Source organism: Nocardiopsis sp. NPDC055551 (genome assembly GCF_053619415.1).
Window position 1 is genome coordinate 1 of record NZ_JBSHJJ010000009.1, and the last position, 18,101, is coordinate 18,101.

An 18,101-nucleotide genomic window follows, 5' to 3' on the forward strand; every position below is an offset into this window, starting at 1 on the left:
ATCTGGGCTCGCCCGCTCAGCGTGAGGTTCTGGCCGGGGTGTCGGAGCCGGAGGTGAGCTTCAACTATCTGGGCCGCTTCGACACCGCCACCGGTTTCCACACCGCCCTCACCCTGGGCGGCGGCGACCTCCCCGAGGAGCGGCGCCCGCATCTGCTGGACGTGGTCGGCCGTGTGGTGGACGAACGGCTGGTCCTGGACCTGGCCTACTCCCACCGCCTCCACCACGAGGCCACCGTCCGGTCACTGGCCTCGGACCTGGTGGACACTCTGACGGATCTGGTGCGGTTCTGCCTGAGTGAGGGCGTGGGCGGGGCGAGTCCTTCGGACTTCCCGCTCGCCGAACTGGATCAGGCCGCGGTGGATCGTCTGGTGGGCGACGGCCGTGAGGTCGAGGACGTGTACCCGCTGACCCCGATGCAGCAGGGCATGCTCTTCCACAGCCTGATGGGGGAGGGTTCCTCCTACCTCGAACAGGTCATCGTGGAGGTCGAGGGCGTGGACGACCCCGAACGCCTTGGCCGCGCCTGGCAGAAGGTCGTGGACGCCACCCCCGTACTGCGTACCCACGCGGCCTGGGAAGGGCTGCCGAACCCGGTCCAGTTGGTCCGCTACTCCGCAGCGCTACCGGTGACGGTGTTGGACTGGCGTGGTCTGGACGAGGAGGGCCGGGATCGGGCCCGGGCCGAGTTCCTGCGTGCGGACGAGGAGCGCGGGTTGGACCCGGCGACCTCGCCGTTGACGAGGGTGGCCCTGGCCAGGGTGAGTGACACCCGTGTGGTGTTGGTGTGGACCTTCCACCACCTGCTTTTGGACGGTTGGAGTCTGCCGCTGGTGTTGGCCGACGTGTTCGCCGCCTATCGTGGTCGGTCGCTCCCGTCCCGTCCGCCCTTCCGTGACCATCTGGAGTGGATCGCCGGGCGTGACGAGCAGGAGGGGTTGGAGTACTGGCGTGGGGTACTGGCCGGGCTGGAGGCCCCCACACCCCTGCCCTACGACCGGGCGCCCCAGAACGTGCGCACCGCCCGCTCCCGAGTGCGGATCGAGACCCACCTCCCGGCGGAGCGTTCCGGGGCCGTCCACGCCTTCGCGCGTGAGCACGGCCTGACGGTGAACGCGCTGGTCCAGGCGGCCTGGGCGCTGCTTCTTTCGGCGCACTCGGGTGAGGAGGACGTGGTGTTCGGCGCGACCACCTCCGGCCGGCCCGCCGACCTGCCCGACGTCGAGTCGGCGGTGGGCATCTTCATCAACACCCTGCCGGTCCGGATCCGGGTGAATCCCGCCGCCACGGTCCTCACCTGGCTGCGGGCACTCCAGAGCGTGCAGGCGGACGCCCGTCTGCACGACCACCTGTCGCTGTCGCGCATCCAGGCGGAGGCCGCCCTTGCGGGTGACACCCCGCTCTTCGACAGCCTGGTGGTGTTCGAGAACTACCCGGTGGACCAGGACTCGGCCGCCGAACACGGCCTGGAGATCGTCGACGTCACCGCCAACGAGGCCACCAACTACCCGCTCGCCCTGAGCGCGTACGGTACCGAGCGGATCCGGCTCCTCATCGGCTACGAGCCCGAGCACTTCGACCCGGACACGGTCGAACGCCTGCTCACCGACCTGGAGCGCATCCTCACCTCGCTCGTTCAGGACCCGGAGCGGCCGCTGGCCGCGCTGGCGGGCGCCGACGCCTCCGACACGGCCTCCTTCACCGACGGCGCCGTCCCGGAACCGGACGACCGTACGGTGGTGGACCTGTTCGAGGAGGGAGCGCACCGCCACCCGGACGCCATCGCCGTGGTGGGTGAGGGCCGGGAGTGGACCTACGCCGAACTGGACGCCGAGGCCGAACACCTGGCGGACCACCTCCGCGCGCACGGTGTCACCCACGAGTCCCGGGTGTTCCTGTCGTTGCCCCGGAGCCCGAGGGTCGTCGTCGCCATGCTGGCCGTGCTCAAGGCGGGCGCCGCCTACGTGCCCCTGCACGACACGGTCCCCGCCGCTCGGGTGGTCGAGCTCGCCGCCGACAGCGGGGTGCGCGCGGCCCTGGTCGATCCCGGGATGCTCGACCTCTACACCGGGATCGTCGACGTCACCGTCCACCGCTACGGTCCCGATGGTTTCGCCGCCGTGACCGTTCCGCCGTCGGTGCCCGGGTCGCCCACCGCCCCCGCGGGGCGGGGAGCGCGGGCCGTCCCCGTGCGGCCGGTCTCCCGCTCGTCCGCCTACGTCATGTTCACCTCCGGCTCCACCGGGGTGCCCAAGGGCGTGGTCGTGGACCACCGCAACATCGTGGCCCTGGCGGCGGACAGTAGATGGCCCGGCGCGCACGAACGGGTGCTCTTCCACTCGCCGCACGCCTTCGACGCCGCCACCTACGAGGTCTGGGTGCCGTTGCTGCACGGGGGCACCGTCGTCGTCGCGCCCGAGGGCGGGGTCACCGCCGAGGCGGTCCGCGCGGCCCGCGCCGACCACGGGGTCCGGTCGGTGTTCCTCACCACGGCCCTGTTCAACCTCTTCGCCCGGCAGGATCCCGGGTGCTTCGCGGGGCTGCGTCAGGTGTGGACCGGGGGCGAGAAGGCCGATCCCGCCTCCTTCTCCAGGGTCCTGGAAGTCTGCCCGGAAACCGAGGTCGTCCACGTGTACGGCCCCACCGAGACCACCACGTTCGCCACCTGCGTGCCGATCGGCGCCGAGTGGGCGGGTTCCGGGCACTGCCCGATCGGCCGTCCGATGGACGGCACCCGGACCCACGTCCTGGACACCGCCCTGCGTCCGGTTCCGGTCGGTGCGGTCGGTGAGCTGTACATCGCGGGAGAGGGCGTGGCACGCGGCTATGACGGACGTCCCGGACTGACCTCCGAACGCTTCGTCGCCGACCCCTTCGGTTCGGGCGGTCGCCTCTACCGCACCGGTGACCTGGTGCGTTGGACCACCGGGGGACAGATCGAGTTCGTGGGGCGCGCCGACGGTCAGATCAAGCTGCGTGGTTTTCGCATCGAGCTCGGCGAGGTCGAGAACGCCCTGACCCGAGTGCCGGGCGTGGCACAGGCGGTGGCCTCCGTGGTCACCGCACCGTCCGGGGCCAAGGTCCTGGTCGGGTACCTGACCGAGACCGGTCCCGGACGGTTGGACACGGAGGTGGTGACCGAAGCGCTCCGCCACGCCCTACCGGCCTACTCGGTCCCCTCCGTCCTCACCGTCCTGTCCGAACTGCCGCTCAACACCAACGGCAAGGTGGACCGCCGAGCCCTGCCCGCTCCCGAACACACCGAACCCTCCGAAGCGCGCTTCACCCCTCCGATGACCCTCACGGAAGAGATCGTCGCCGAGGTCTGGGCCAACGCCCTCAAACTCGATCGGGTCGGACGCGAGGACGACTTCTTCGACATCGGCGGTGACTCGGTGCGCAGCATCCAGGTCGTCGGTGAACTCGGGGACATGCTCGACGTCCAGGTCCCCACGAGAACCCTGTTCGACCACCCCACCCTCCAGAGCTACGCCCAGGCCGTCGAGGACCTTCTCATGAGCCAGATGGTCGACTGACCCTGTGGGCACCACCGAAAGCCACCAGCTCCACGGATCTTCGAGGACCACACGATGAACCACGCCAACGACCGGGGACAGCGCCCCGGCGACACCGCCGGCCGGGGACCGAACCAGGATCCCCTTCGCGAGGAGATGCTGCGCCGCCTTCGCGAGCGTAGGAAACGGACCGGGGACTTCCCGACGGTGGACCGGTCCGTGCCGGCCCCCCTTTCCTTCGCCCAACAGCGGCTGTGGATCCTGGACCGCATCGAACCCGGTCGGGTCGACTACAACTCGGGGTTCGCCCTGGACCTTGACGGCCCGCTGGACGTTCCCGCGTTGGAACGTTCCCTGACCGCCCTGCGTCACCGGCACGAGTCACTGCGCACCACCTTCCAGGAGATCGACGGCGAGGGTCGTCAGATCGTGGGAGAGCCCTCCGAACTCCCCCTGCACGTGGCCGACGCATCGGGGGGAGAGGAGGAGGCGGCCGAACTCATCGCCCTCCACTACGCGGAGCCCTTCGACCTGGAACGGGGGCCACTGATCCGCGCTCACCTGTTCCGCGTCCACGACACACGGCACGTCCTACTCGTCGTCCTCCACCACATCGTCACCGACGGTTGGTCCCTCGGTGTCCTCCAAGGAGAGCTCGACCGTCTCTACACCGAGGCCCTGCGCTCGCCCGGGAGGGGAGCGGCCGAATCGGCGGCGACACTGGATCCGCTCCCGTTCCAGTACGTGGACTACGCCGCCTGGCAGCGCGACCGTCTCAGCGGCGAACGCTACGAGGCCTCGCTGGGCCACTGGCGCGACCGTCTGGCCGGAGTCGAACCCCTCAGAGTGCCCCTGGACCGCCCCCGGCCCCCGGTACGCGGCATGCGCGGCGACAGTCACCGCTTCCGGCTGCCCGCCGAGACGCTCCACCTCCTGGAACGCGTCGCACGCGACCACAACACCAACCTCTACATGGTGCTGACCACCGCCGCGCGGGTGGCCATGGCGCGCTGGACCGGTGAGGACGACGTCGTCCTGGGCACCGTCACCGCGGGTCGGGAGAACAGTCGCCTGCACGGTCTCAACGGGTTCTTCGTCAACACCCTCGCCCTGCGCGGACGAGTGGACGAGGAGGTCTCGTTCGGTGAGAACCTGCTCCGCACGCGTGACGGAGTCCTGGCCGACTTCGACCACGCCGAGGTCCCCTTCGAAGCGGTCGTCGACACCGTGCTCGACGACCGTGATCCCTCCGTGCCTCCGCTGGTGCAGGCCGCCGTCGTGTTCCAGAACGCGGACGGTGGGGGCGCGGCGTCACTGGGCTCCCTGGACGTTCGGCCCTTCCCCGTCCGTCGAGAACACGCCGTATTCGACCTCACCTTGGAGTTCCGGGCCGAGAAGGACGCGCTCGCGGGATCGGCCGAGTTCAACACCGACATCCTCGACGCCGAGTCGGTGGCCCGTTTCGTGGGCGACCTCGTCCGGATCCTGGAGGACGCCGAGGACGATCGCCCCCTGCGAGCAGTGGACCTGGACGGACCCGGAGCGTGCTCCGGTCCGGTGGGGCCCCGGCCGCGCACGATCGTCGAACTCATGGCCGAACGGGTGGCGCTGCAGCCCGACGCCCTCGCGGTGACAGGGGCCGGGAACGCCTGGACCTTCGCCGAACTGGACGATCGCGCCGCCCGGATCGCCGGGTACCTGCGTTCCGAGGGCGTGCGGCGCGGTGATCGGGTCGGGGTCTGCCTCGAACGTGGCACCGACCACGCCCTCCTGCTGCTCGCCGTCGTCTACGCGGGTGCGGTCCACATGCCGCTCGATCCGGACTATCCACCGGCGCGCCTGGCCCACATGATCGAGGACGCGCGCCCCGCCGCCGTGCTGACCACCCCTGGGTTCGCCGAACGTCTCCCGGACGGTGTCCGTGTCCTGCGTCCCTCGCCGACTTGGGCGGGCGAACCACTGCGTGAGGACCTCGGCGTCGAGGACCCCGCCTACCTCATCTACACCTCCGGATCCACCGGCCGGCCCAAGGGGGTCCTCGTTCCGCACCGGGGCATCGCGGCACTGGTCGCCACCCAGGGCGAGCGCATGGACGTGACCTCGGGTGACCGGATGCTGCAGTTCGCCTCGCCGAGCTTCGACGCCGCCGTCGCCGAACTCCTGGTGGCCCTGCTCAACGGCGCCGTCTCCGTGCTGCTGCCCCGTGAACGGCTGCTCGGTGAGGGTCTGCCCGAAGCATTGCGGACCCACGGCATCACGCACGTCACCCTGCCTCCGGCCCTGCTGCCCGCGCTGTCCCCCGAGGACCTCGGCCCGGTCGAGCACCTGCTCGTCGCCGGTGAGGCGTGCCCGCCGGAGCTGGTCGCGCCCTTCTCTCGCGGGCGCCGGATGTACAACGCCTACGGACCCACCGAATCCACCGTCTGCACCACCATGAGCACGCCGCTGTCCGGAACCGGTCCCCTGCCCCTCGGGGAACCCGTGGCCGGCACCCGTGTCCAGATCCTCGACCGTTGGCTGCGTCCGGTGCGCGAGGGCGTCCCGGGGGAGCTGTACATCGGTGGCGACGGTCTCGCGCACGGCTACCTGAACAGGCCCGGCCTGACCGCCACCCGCTTCGTGGCCGATCCCTCCGGGCCTTCGGGCGCTCGCATGTACCGTTCGGGCGACCTGGTCCGTCGTCGCCACGACGGTTCCCTGGAGTTCCTGGGACGGGTGGACGACCAGGTCAAGGTACGCGGACACCGCGTCGAGCCGGCCGAGGTCGAGGCGTCCTTGACCGCGCTGACGGGGGTCGGACAGGCGGTCGTGGTCGCCACCGGCGGGAGCACGGGCACCCGGCTCGTCGCCTACGTCGTCCCCGAGGACGGCACGGACCCCGCGCCCGCCGATCTGTCCGCTCTGGCCGCCGAGGCGCTGCCCGCTCACATGGTGCCCGCCGCCATCGTCGTGCTGGAGCGCGTGCCTTTGACCCCCAACGGCAAGATCGATCGTCGGGCACTCCCCGCCGTGGACTGGGCCGCGCAGGACCTCACCGCCCACACCGAGCCCACCACGGAGGCCGAGCGTCGTCTGGCCGACCTATGGACCGATCTGCTCGGCCTGGAGCGGGTGGGCGTTCACGACGGTTTCTTCCGGGTCGGCGGTGACTCGGTCACCGCCGTACGCATGGTCGCCCGCGCGGCCGACGCCTTCGGCACCCGTCTGCCGGTTCGAGCCGTCTTCGAGCACCCGACCATCGCCGAACTCGCCCCGATGCTGGCGGCCGGGGGTGCGGAGGACACGCCCGCGTTGGTCCCGGTCGCCCGGGACGCCGCGCTGCCGTTGTCGGCGGCCCAACGCCGACTGTGGTTCCTGGACCGTTACGAGCCGGGTGGCTCCGAGTACAACTCGGGGTTCGCGCTACGGTTGCGCGGTTCCCTGGACGACCGGGCACTCGCGGCGGCCCTGGCCACCCTCGTCCACCGGCACGAGTCCCTGCGCACGACCTTCGAGGAGCACGACGGTCGTCCCGTCCAGGTGGTCCACCCGGCCGACGACCCCGGTTCCGCACGAGTGGACCTGACCACGGTCGACCTCACCGCACGAGACGGACAGAGCTCGCTGGACCCCTTCCTGGAGGAGTTCGTCCAACGACCGTTCGACCTCGCCAGGGGCCCGCTGCTGCGCTGGTCGCTGATCACCCTCGGACCCGAGGACCACGTGCTGGCCCTGGGTGTCCACCACATCGTCGTGGACGCCTGGTCGCTGTCCGTCCTCACCAAGGAACTCGGCGCCCTCTACGACGCGGCGGTCCGGGAATCCCGCGCCGCCGGGGTCGACGACCCCGGCGGTGCCTTCGACGCCACCCTGGTGGACCCGGCCGACCTGGCCGTACGCGCCGAACTCCCGAACGCCCGCCTCCAGTACGCGGACTTCGCAGCCTGGCAGGACGCCCACATGGAGTCCGAGGCGTTCGGGGCCGAACTTGAGTACTGGCGCACCACGCTGGCCGATGTGGAGCCCCTGGACCTGCCCACGGACCACCCCCGCCCCCTCGTCCGCCGTGGCCATGGAGCGACTCACCGGTTCGAGGTGGATCCGGGCACGCTCGCGGCGGTTCGTGAGCTGGAGGTGACCGGCGGCCTGACCTTGTTCATGGTGCTGTCCGGGGCCGTTCAGGTCCTGCTGTCCCGCTACACCGGTCAGGGGGACGTCACCGTCGGCACGGTCGTCTCCGGCCGAGAGCACACCGAACTGGAGGACGTGGTCGGGTTCTTCGTGAACACGATCGCGCTGCGCACCCGGGTGGACGAGTCACTGACCGGATCCGAGTTGCTGGCCGACGTGCGCGAGACCCTGCTCACCGCGTTCGAGCACGGCGGAGTCCCCTTCGACGCCGTCGTGGACGCCGTGGAGCCCGAGCGCGACCCTTCCCGGCCCACTCTGGTCCAGGCGGTCGTGGCGCTCCAGAACGCCCCCGCCCAGGAGTGGAACATCGGTGACTTGGAGGCGACCGATCACCCGCTGCGCCGACAGCACTCCCTGTTCGACCTCAGCGTGGACTTCCATGAGTCCGAGGGCCGTCTGCTCGGCTCGATCGAGTACGACACCGACCTGTTCGACCCGGCCACCATGGAACGGATCGCCACCCACCTGTGCGTCCTGTTGGACGGGATCGCCCGGGCGCCAGGGGCCCCGCTGCGCGAGGTGGGCATGTTGCCGCCCGGGGAACGGGCGGATCTGCTCTCCGTCGGATGTGACGCCTCCTCCCCGGAACGGGTGGAACAGGCCGGGGACTCCCACGCCCTCGACGCCCTGACCCGTCTCGCGCGCAGGCGGCCCGAGGCGGCGGCCCTCACCGCGGGGTCCACCACCCTCACCTTCCATGAACTCGACGAACGCGTCGACGTCCTGGCCCACCATCTGGCCGGGCTGGGCATCGGCCCCGGCGACAGGGTCGCCACGTTGCTGCCCCGTACCGCCGAGGCCGTGGCCGTCCTCTTCGCCGTACTCCGTGCGGGTGCGGCCTACGTTCCGGTGGACCCCAAGGCCCCGGCCACGCGGGCGCGCTCCGTCGTCTCCGGAGCCGGCGTGGTGTACGCGCTCACGGCCCGCGGGGCCGAGGAGGAGGCGCGCGCCCTGGTGGACGGCGCGGTGCCGCTCCTGGTCACCGACGACCTGCCCCGGGGCGACCACCCCGTGCCCTTCACCGACGACCATCGGGTCCGTGCCCTGCACGGATCCCATCCCGCGTACGTGATGTACACGTCCGGCTCCACCGGTACACCCAAGGGTGTGGTCGTGAGCCACGCCAACGTGCTCGCCGCCGTCCACGCCTACCGGACCGCCGTCCTGGACACCGGCGACACCACCAGTGGCACCCTCACCGCGGCCCACCTGGCGGCCTGGACGTTCGATGCCTCATGGGACCCCTTCGTCTGGCTGCTCGACGGACACCACCTGCACGTCGTGGACGAGGAGACGCGGGTCGACGCCGAGGCCCTGTGCGCCTACCTGGACCGGCACGGTGTGGACTACCTCGACACCACCCCTTCCTACCTGAACCAGCTGGTCGCCGTCGGCCTCCTGGACGGGGGACGTCACCCCATGAGCGTTCTGAGCGTGGGCGCCGAGGCCTTGGACACCGTGCTGTACGAGCGACTGGCCTTGGCAGGGGTGCGCGCGGTCCACAACTTCTATGGCCCCACCGAGAACACCGTGAACAGCACCGTCTGGCGCGTGCGGGAGGGTGAGCGCCCACGCATCGGGCGTCCGGTCGCCGGAACGCGTGCCCGCGTCCTGGACCCCTGGCTGCGTCCCGTGCCGCCCGGGGTGTACGGCGAGCTGTACCTGTCGGGTGACTCCCTGGCCTCGGGATACGACGGGGCACCGGGGGCCACCGCCGAGCGGTTCGTCGCCGACCCCTTCGGTTCGGGGGGTCGTGTCTACCGGACCGGCGACATCGTGCGCTGGACCGCCGACCACGAGTTGGAGTTCCTGGGCCGTAACGACGACCAGGTGAAGATCCGAGGGTTTCGGATCGAACTCGGCGAGGTCGAGTCCGTGGTCTCCGCCCTTCCAGGGGTGCGGGCCGCGACCGTCGTCGCACGTGAGGACCGGCCCGGTCTCCGGCGACTGGTCGCCTACGTCGTGCCCGACCCGGAAACGGAGCCGATCGGTGCCGTCGAGGTACGGGAGGGGACGGCCCGCCACCTGCCCGACTACATGGTCCCGACCGCCGTGGTCGTACTGGAGGCCCTGCCGCTCAACGCCAACGGCAAGACCGATCGGAACGCGCTTCCGGAGCCGGACGACGGAGCCTTCGTCACGGTCGGCTACGTGCCACCCCGGACCCCCACCGAAGAGCTGCTGGTCCAGGTCTGGGGCGACCTGTTGGGAGTGGAGAAGGTGGGGGCCGACGACAACTTCTTCGAACTGGGCGGTGACTCCATCCTCAGCATCCAGATGGTGTCGCGGGTGCGCGCGGCCGGACGCGAGGTCACGTCCAAGGACGTCTTCCTCCACCAGACCCTCGGCGCGCTGGGGGAGGCCCTCGACGAGCGCCAGACGAAGGAGCCCTCCCGAGGTCGGGCCGAGACCACTCCGCTGACCGGCGAGGTGCCCCCGACCCCCGTCCAGCGCTGGTTCCTGGACACCCACCCCCGCCACCCCGAGCACTTCGACATGTCCTTGCACTTCGAGCTGGCACCGGGGACCGACACCACCCTGGTGGTCGACGCGGCCAGGCGGGTCCTGGCCCGACACGACATGCTGCGCCTGCGGGCGGAGCGCGTGGACGGCGCCTGGCGTCAGCACCTGGACGCGGACGCCCACGACCTGGCGGTGCGGGCCCTGGACGCCTCGGCCATGACCGAGGAGGAGACCGACCGGGCCGTCCACGCCGAGGCCCTGAGGGAGAGACCCGCCTCCCGGATGTCGGAAGGTCCGCTGTTCGAGGCCGTGGTCGTGGACACCGGGGAGCGAGACCGGCACAGGATCCTGCTGTCCGCGCACCACCTGGTGGTGGACGGGGTTTCCTGGCGGGTGATCCTGGAGGACCTGGCCACCGCGTACGACCAGCTGGCGAAGGCACGTCCGGTGGACCTGGGGGAGCGCACCTCGACCTTCCCCGAATGGGCGCGCCGGTTGGCCGACCACACGCGCGAGGGCGGGTTCGACGCCGATCTCCCCGCATGGCTGGACATGGTGGAGAACGTTCCGGACCCGCCCCTGGACCACACCGAGGGCGCCAACGACGTGGCCTCCCAGGACGTGGTCACCGTGGCCGTTCCGCCAGAGGACGCGGAGGCCCTCCTGTCCTGGGGGCCCGGTGCCTTCCGAAGCAGGATCGACGACGTCCTGTTGGCGGCGCTGGGTCGGGTCCTGTCCGACTGGACCGGATCCCACCGGATCCTCGTCGAGAAGGAGGGGCACGGTCGCGAGGACCTGTTCGAGGACGTCGACCTGTCCCGAACGGTCGGCTGGTTCACCACCATCCATCCCGCCCTGCTGGACATCCCGGAGGAGGGAGGCTGGGCCGAGACCGTCGCCTCGGTCAAACGCGGCAACCGCTCGGCCCCGGCCGGTATCGGGTTCGGCGCGCTGAGCCACCTGGCCGACGGGCCCGAGACCGAGCCTTTGCGCTCGAAGCCCGAGGTCCCCGTCTCCTTCAACTATCTGGGACGGTTCGGCGACGCCGGGGAGGAGGGCCTGGTCCGGCGCGCGCTGCCCCTGCCCGCGTGCGACCACGCCCCGGACGAGGAGCGCACCAACCTGCTCGACGTGACCGGCGCGGTCACGGGGGATCGGATGGAGTTCTCCTGGACCTACTCCACCAACCGACACCGGCGTTCGACCATCGAGCGCCTGGCGGAGGCGTTCGTCGACGCCCTGGGCGAACTACTGCGGGCCGCGCCCCGGCGCCGCACCCGACCGGCGGCGTCCCGTACCCGCACCGAGTGAGGACCGCGCGCCTTCGGCGTTGAACGCGGACACCACGACCACCACGACCGGTAACACCACGAGAGGAAGAACCCCACCATGAGCAACCCGTTCGAGAACGACGACGCCCAGTACCTCGTCCTGGTCAACGCCGAGGGCCAGCACTCCCTGTGGCCCTCCTTCGCGGAGATTCCCGAGGGATGGGACATCGCCCTGGAGGCGACCTCCCGAGCAAGCGCGCTGGAGTACGTCGAGGAGAACTGGACCGACATGCGCCCGGCCGGCCTCGTGGCCGCCCTGGAGGGCTGATCCGGCCGGCCCGAGGGCCGGGAACGCGCACGAACGGGGGTGACCGCATCGGCGGTCACCCCCGTTCCTCACCGCCGGCGGGGTCGGCGTCCACTCAGGCCGACTCCACCAGCGCGACGGAGCGTTCCCGGGCCTCGGCGTGTTCCAGTAGGGCCAGACCGAAGGCGGTGACCAGGTGACGGGCACGGTTGCCCTCACGGGTGGTCGTGATCAGGCCGGCACGACGCAGCGCTGCCGTGTGCTCGCTGATGGAGGTGGGCGACACGTACAGATCCTTGGCCAGTCGACCGGTCGAGGCGGGCACGACCAACGCGGCCAGGACCGCGGTCCGGGTCCGCCCGATGAGTCGTTCCAGACTCTCCCGTGAGCGGCCCCGCTCCAGGAGCGAGTCCAGGGAGTCGCCCGGACCGAGTGCCGGAAACAGGACGACGGTGCGCGGACCCTCGGTACCGCTCCATCGCGCCACGCGCGGTTCGGGACCCACGAACACCGAGGGCATCAGCAGGAGCCCGTCCTCGCGCGCCACGAACTCGCGTTCGATGCCGTCGTCCACGAACAGCCCGCCGTCCTCCCAACGGCACCGGGAGCCCAGCGAACCCAGCGCGACGGCCACGCCGTGCGAGACGATGCGGTCGCCGAGGAGCCGGGCGGCCCGGTGCCCTCGGGCCTCGATCTGTCTCCGGTAGGGCTCGACCGCGGCTTCGGACACCGTCTCCAGGGTGCGCAGCACCCGTCGCAGACCGGTGGGGGAGGTCTCGGCGCACGCGGTGGCGCTCGGCAGGTCCGACACGACCAGGGCGCGGGCCTCCGCCAACGCACCGTGGGTCAGGCGGGCGTGGGCCAGGTGGGAGCGGGTCAGGCGCACCCACTCCGCCCCGCCCCGAGGAGGCGTGGACCCCAGGAGGGGCACGAGGGCCTGGGCGGCCTCGGCCAACACTGGAAGTTCGGCCCGGACCCGGACGCGGGCGGTGCCGCGTCCGTCCAGCAGGATTCTCGACATACCGTCACACCTTTCATCCACTCGGCCGTTCATCCGGTACACGTCGGAGCCACGTCACCGGACTCTTCGCAGATAGGCGCGGAGCGCCAGGGGCAGGAGCACCGCGTGCCCGACGACCACCGCGAACAGACTCACCAGCAGCGGCCGCGCCACGGGACCACCGACCATCAGCCCACGCACGGTGTCGACGAAGTAGGTCACCGGGTTGACGCCGACCCACAGCTCCAGCCAGCGGGGCATCGTCTCCGGGTCGGCGAAGATGTTGCTGCCGAAGGTCAGCGGCAGGACGACCGCCATCGCGATCCCCGGGACGGCCTGTGGGCTGGCCGCCACCATCCCCACCAGCACCGACAACCAGCACAGCGTCAACCCGAACACCACGACCAGCACGAACGCGAAGAGGGCGGACAGGGGGTCGGTCTGCACACGAAAGCCCAGTGCGAAGGCCAGGGCGAGGAGCACGGCGACGGCCACCACGTAGCGGATGACGTCGCCCAGGACCGCGCCGACCAGCGGAGCCGAGCGCGCGATGGGCAGGCTGCGGAAACGGTCGAACACCCCCTTGGAGATGTCCGTGCTCAAGGCCATGCCCGTACCGATGCTCGCGTACATGGTGATCTGCACCATCAGGCCCGGCACCAGGGTTTGGAGGTACTCCTGCCAGGTGCCCGAGATGGCTCCGCCGAACAGGAACACGAACACCAGCAGGAACAGCACCGGTTGGATGACCGTGTCGATGAGGGTGGCCGGCGTTCGCACCACGTAGCGCAGGTTGCGTTTGGCGAGAGTGAGGCCGTGGGTGAGACCGAGTAACAGGCCGATCCGCTCCGGTCGGGTTCGGACGACGGTGGTCCGGGGCGCGATGGTGGCGGTCATACGGTGCTCTCCTCGGCGTGGGCGTGGGTGCTGCGACCGGTCAGGGACAGGAAGGCGTCGTCCATGCTGGGCAGTCGTGTTCCCAGCTCGTCGGTGGCGATCGCCTCTTGGTCCAATCGTCGGACCAGGGCCGCCAACAGGACGGTGTCGTCGGCGGGCGCGGTGATCGTCGTGTTGTCCTCGTGGACGGAGGGCGCGAACCCGAGGAGCTCGGTCAGCAGGCCGACCACGCGCTCGGTGTCGGCCTGGTCGACGGTGCGCACGTGCAGGGTCTGGGAACCGGTCCGACGTTTGAGCTCCTGGGGTTCGCCCTCGGCCACCACACGGCCGTGGTCGATCACGGTGACCCGGTCGGCCAGTTCGTCGGCCTCCTCCAGGTACTGGGTGGTGAGCAGGATCGTGGTCCCGTCCTCGGCCAGTTCCCGGACGGTCCGCCACAGCCCGTTGCGGCTGCGGGGGTCCAACCCCGTGGTGGGCTCGTCCAGGTAGAGGACCTGGGGGCGGCCCACCAGACTCGCGGCGAGGTCGATACGGCGCCGCATCCCCCCGGAGTAGGTGCGCACCGGTCGGTCCCCGGCGTCGGTGAGGTCGAACCGCTCCACCAACTCGACGGCACGCGAGCGGTACTCCCGGGTCGACAGACGCAGGAGCTGTCCGATGAGCTCCAGGTTCTCCCGCCCGGTCAGTTCCTCGTCCACCGAGGCGTACTGACCGGTCAGGCCGATGATCCCGCGTACGGCCACCGGGTCGTGCAGGGCGTCGTATCCGGCGATGGTCACGGTTCCCGCGTCCGGCCTGAGCAGCGTCGCCAGGATGCGGACCATGGTGGTCTTGCCCGCGCCGTTGGGGCCCAGGACACCCAGGATCGACCCGGTGGGGACCTCCAGGTCCACTCCGTCCAGGGCGGTGGTGTCACCGAAGCGCTTGACCAGGCCGGTGGCCCGGATACAGGTGGTCATGGCTTGCCTCCTCGTTCTTGGAGACCACCGTTCCAAGCCGAGCGGACATCGCGCGGACATCGCGCGGACACCGGTGTCCGTGGGCGTGGCGGGAGCGGGAGGCACGGCCCCCGCCACGGCTATTCGCGCACGTTGACGGTCTCCACCGGTGGTGTCCGCAAGGCGAGCCGGACCGGCAGCATGACCGAGAGGACACCCAGCGCGCAGGCCCCGCCCACCACACCGACGTAGACGAGCGGCGAACCCGGCGGGACCGGGGTACCGAGGAAGGCCATGCTCAGTACGGTCAGTGGAACGAGCGCCGTCACCGTGCCGATCAGGGTGGCCAGAACGGCCGCCACCGCGGCCTCGCCGCGCATGGCGCGGAGGACCTGGCCGCGGGTGGCCCCGACCAGCATCAGGAGCGCGAACTCGCGTGAGCGGGCCGCGGTGGACATCACCAGGCTGTTCACCACCGCGATCGCGATGTAGGCCAGGATCACGCCCAGCCCGACCAGGTTCACCCAGGCGCTCAGGTCCGCCTCCGCCCTGGCCCCGTCCGCGAATCCCCGCCGGTCCGACGTGTCCAGGGTGGGGTGCTCCTCGGCGAAACCGGCCAGCGCCACCGACAACTCATCGTCCGAGGTTCCCTCGGCGGCGTTCACCAAGGCACGGGAGGGAGGACCCGTGTGCCCCTCCAGGACCTCTTGGGGCAGCAGCATCCCCGCCAGCCCCAGGCCGCGTTCGTAAGTGGCGACCAGACGCAGGGTTCGTTCCCGCCCGTCGCCCAGCACCACCTCCACCTCATCGCCCACGGACGCCCCGAGCAGCGCGGCGCCCGACGTCTCCAGCGCCACCGCTTCGGTGGTGAGGTCGTCCAGGCTCCCCTCCGTGACGCCCGGGTCCAGCGTGTCCGCGACCGACCCGGGGGCGACCCCCAACGCGGTGAAGGTGGCCACGTCGGGGTCGCCGAACACCGAATAGGGCACGAACACCCCTGTCTCGTGCAACGGCGCGACGGTACCGGTCTCGGGCAGGGCGTCCAGTTCCGCCAGGACCCCTGCCCCCATTCCTCCCGACCCCTGTTCGACCACCAGGGCGTCGGCCGTCACCCCGGCCTCGGTCTGTTCGGTCACCGCGGCCGAGAGCACCGTCTGCGTGTACACCATGGACACCGTGACCCCGATCGCCAGGACCAGGGGGGTCAGGACCGTGGAGAGCCGTCCCGTCTCCGCGGCGCTGTTCTCCGCCGCCAGGAAACCACTGGCCCCCATCGCGCGCAGTGGCCGAGTGATCAGGGACACCAGGGGCACGAGGAGGAACGGTCCGCTGAACGCCACACCGATCACCAGCAGCAGGGTCGCGCTCCCCGTCCCGGCCGCGCCGGCGTCGTTGCGCAGTGCGACGGGGGCCATCGCCGCGCCGGCTCCCAACACCAGGCACACCAGCCCGGCGGTGATCCTCCAGCGACCGGGCGCGCGCCGAGCGGCGGACGATTCGCGCAGGGCCTCCACGGGGTCGGCCGTGGCCGGCCGCGCGGCGGCGACCATACCGCCCACCAGAGCGGTCAGGACGGTCGCGAGGACGGCGCCGACGGCGGGGAGCGGTCCCAGGACCAGGGGCAGGTCGGCCGGGAGCACACCGAGGGACACGAACGCTTCGCGCATCGTCTCCGCGATCAGGAACCCGGGCAGGCAGCCCAGGACACCGGCGACCAGGGACAGCAGCAGGACCTCCGCGCCCACCATGCGCAGCACCTGCGTCGGAGTGGCGCCTATGGCCCGTAGGGCGGCGAACTCGCGTTTGCGGGTGTCGATCGACAGAGCGAGCGTGCCGGAGACCACGAACAGCGCGATGAGCACCGCCAACCCACCGAAGGACGTGGCGATGAGCAGTAGTAGCCCCCGTGCCTGGTCGAGGTCGGTGAACTCCGCCTGCTGGGTGAGGGCACCGGTGTAGGCGACCGTTTCGACGTCATCGGCGGCCGTCTCCAGGGCGGCGGCGACCGTTTCGGGGTCGGCTCCCCGCTCCATGAGCACGCCCACCGTGTCGTAGGCCTCGGGATCGGCGGCCAGGTGCCGGGTCTCCTCGGAGGAAAGGAACAGGGTGCCCTGTCGTCCTCCATCACCGGAGGCATGGGTGACCAGGCCGCTCACACGGTAGGAGCGGGGTTCGGCCTCGTGCACGACCTCCACCGGGTCACCGACGTCCACCCCGAGCTCGGCGGCCAGCGTGGTCTCCAGGGCGACCTCGTCGGTCCGCACGGGCTCCGTGCCCTCCGTGACCTCGAAGGGGCCCAATGGTGCGGTGGCCCAGTCGTGTCCGGTCACAGGGATCGGGTCCACGCCGTCCTGCGGGGAGCGCACGGCCGGCGTCAGGTGGTGGTCGCCGATCGCCGCCGCCACCCCGTCCACGTCGCCGAGGGTCTCGACCAGGTCCGAGGGCAGACGCACGGGCTCGGTGAGTCGGGGCAGGAAGGCGAGGTCCGTGTCGGGAAGGGCCACCCTCTCCTGACCCCCGACCACCGCGTCCGCCGCGGCGTAGCGGTGAGGGGACACCGAGGCGCGCAGACCCGACTCGACCAGCACACCGGAGGCCACGAGCAGGGCGGATCCACAGAAAAGGGCGATGAAGGCTCCCACGAAGGAGCCCTTGCGGGCACGCAGGGTCTTCCACGCGATGTCCAGCATCACCGGCTCCCCAGGCCGCTCATGCGCTCGGCCACGCTCTCGGGGGTGGGGGAGTGGAGGGAGTCGGCGATGAGACCGTCCGCGAGGAAGAGCACGGTCCGGGCATAGGACGCGGCGACGGGGTCATGGGTCACCATGAGGACGGTCTGGCCCAGGGAGTCGACGGTGGAGCGCAGCAGTTCCAGCACCTGCGTGCCGGTGTGGGAGTCCAGGGCGCCGGTCGGCTCGTCCGCCAGGATCAGGTCGGGGCGGCCGATGAGCGCCCTGGCGAGGGCCACACGTTGCTGTTGCCCGCCGGAGAGCTCGTTGGGGCGGTGGTGGAGCCGATCGTGGATGCCCACCCGGCGTACCACCTGGTCGGCCCACTCCTGGTCCACGGGTGTCCCGGAAAGTCGCAGCGGCATCGTGATGTTGTCCTGCACGCTCAGCGCGGAGAGCAGGTTGTAGGCCTGGAACACGAACCCCACGCGCTCGCGTCGCAGACGGCTGAGGGCGTTCTGCGACATCCCCACCAGGCTGGTTCCTCCCAACAGCACCTCGCCCTCGGTGGGCCGGTCGAGGCCCGCGGCGCAGTGCAGGAAGGTGCTTTTCCCGGAGCCGGAGGGGCCCATTACCGCAGTGAAGCTCCCTTTCGCAAGTTCTACGGAAATACCACGAAGAGCGCTCACCTTTCCGGCCCCCGTGTCGTATGTTCTGTGCACGTCAAGCATGCGAAGAGCCGGGGTTGCACCGGGATCAGTTCTGTTCCCCGGGTCGGTACCATGTCCTTTTCTCTTTGTTCGAAACATCTCGTCCTCTCTGAATATCAACGCCGGAATGTTATCATGGGCCTGAAATTGATTTCCCGATT

The 18,101-nt window shown here is 70.8% G+C and carries 8 protein-coding genes; 3 read left to right on the forward strand and 5 right to left on the reverse strand.

The genetic code is table 11. From position 1 onward, the window contains the following. The 3 genes from ACWGSK_RS16995 to ACWGSK_RS17005 all read left to right on the forward strand — a co-directional run. Nucleotides 1-3,536: amino acid adenylation domain-containing protein (locus ACWGSK_RS16995; protein WP_452456212.1), on the forward strand; the 3,536-nt coding region annotated here is incomplete at its 5' end. A 54-nt stretch (nt 3,537-3,590) separates the two neighbouring features. Beyond that, on the forward strand, nt 3,591-11,459 hold the full coding sequence (locus ACWGSK_RS17000; protein WP_452456213.1) for an amino acid adenylation domain-containing protein: 7,869 nt from the start codon (nt 3,591-3,593) through the stop codon (nt 11,457-11,459). A gap of 78 nt (nt 11,460-11,537) precedes the next feature. Then, nucleotides 11,538-11,747 (forward strand): MbtH family protein, encoded by a 210-nt coding sequence (locus ACWGSK_RS17005; RefSeq protein ID WP_358511723.1) that lies wholly within the window; start codon nt 11,538-11,540, stop codon nt 11,745-11,747. 94 nt (nt 11,748-11,841) lie between these two features. On the opposite strand, the gene ACWGSK_RS17010 is transcribed toward ACWGSK_RS17005, so the two are convergent. The 5 genes from ACWGSK_RS17010 to ACWGSK_RS17030 all read right to left on the reverse strand — a co-directional run bounded on the left by ACWGSK_RS17010 (nt 11,842) and on the right by ACWGSK_RS17030 (nt 18,039). After that, nucleotides 11,842-12,747 (reverse strand): helix-turn-helix domain-containing protein, encoded by a 906-nt coding sequence (locus ACWGSK_RS17010; RefSeq protein WP_358511726.1) that lies wholly within the window; start codon nt 12,745-12,747, stop codon nt 11,842-11,844. A 54-nt stretch (nt 12,748-12,801) separates the two neighbouring features. Next, nucleotides 12,802-13,623 (reverse strand): ABC transporter permease, encoded by an 822-nt coding sequence (locus ACWGSK_RS17015; RefSeq protein WP_452456214.1) that lies wholly within the window; start codon nt 13,621-13,623, stop codon nt 12,802-12,804. Then, nucleotides 13,620-14,582 carry an ATP-binding cassette domain-containing protein gene (locus ACWGSK_RS17020; protein ID WP_358511732.1) on the reverse strand — a complete coding sequence of 321 codons (963 nt, stop codon included), beginning with the start codon at nt 14,580-14,582 and terminating at the stop codon, nt 13,620-13,622. Before ACWGSK_RS17020 ends, ACWGSK_RS17015 begins: the two co-directional genes overlap by 4 nt. A gap of 119 nt (nt 14,583-14,701) precedes the next feature. Next, nucleotides 14,702-17,251 carry an ABC transporter permease gene (locus ACWGSK_RS17025; protein WP_452456215.1) on the reverse strand — a complete coding sequence of 850 codons (2,550 nt, stop codon included), beginning with the start codon at nt 17,249-17,251 and terminating at the stop codon, nt 14,702-14,704. Continuing rightward, nucleotides 17,251-18,039: an ABC transporter ATP-binding protein gene (locus tag ACWGSK_RS17030; protein ID WP_452456216.1), complete on the reverse strand. Its 789-nt coding sequence runs from the start codon at nt 18,037-18,039 to the stop codon at nt 17,251-17,253. The genes ACWGSK_RS17025 and ACWGSK_RS17030 overlap by 1 nt, the downstream gene beginning before the upstream one ends. Nucleotides 18,040-18,101: the final 62 nt, after the last annotated feature.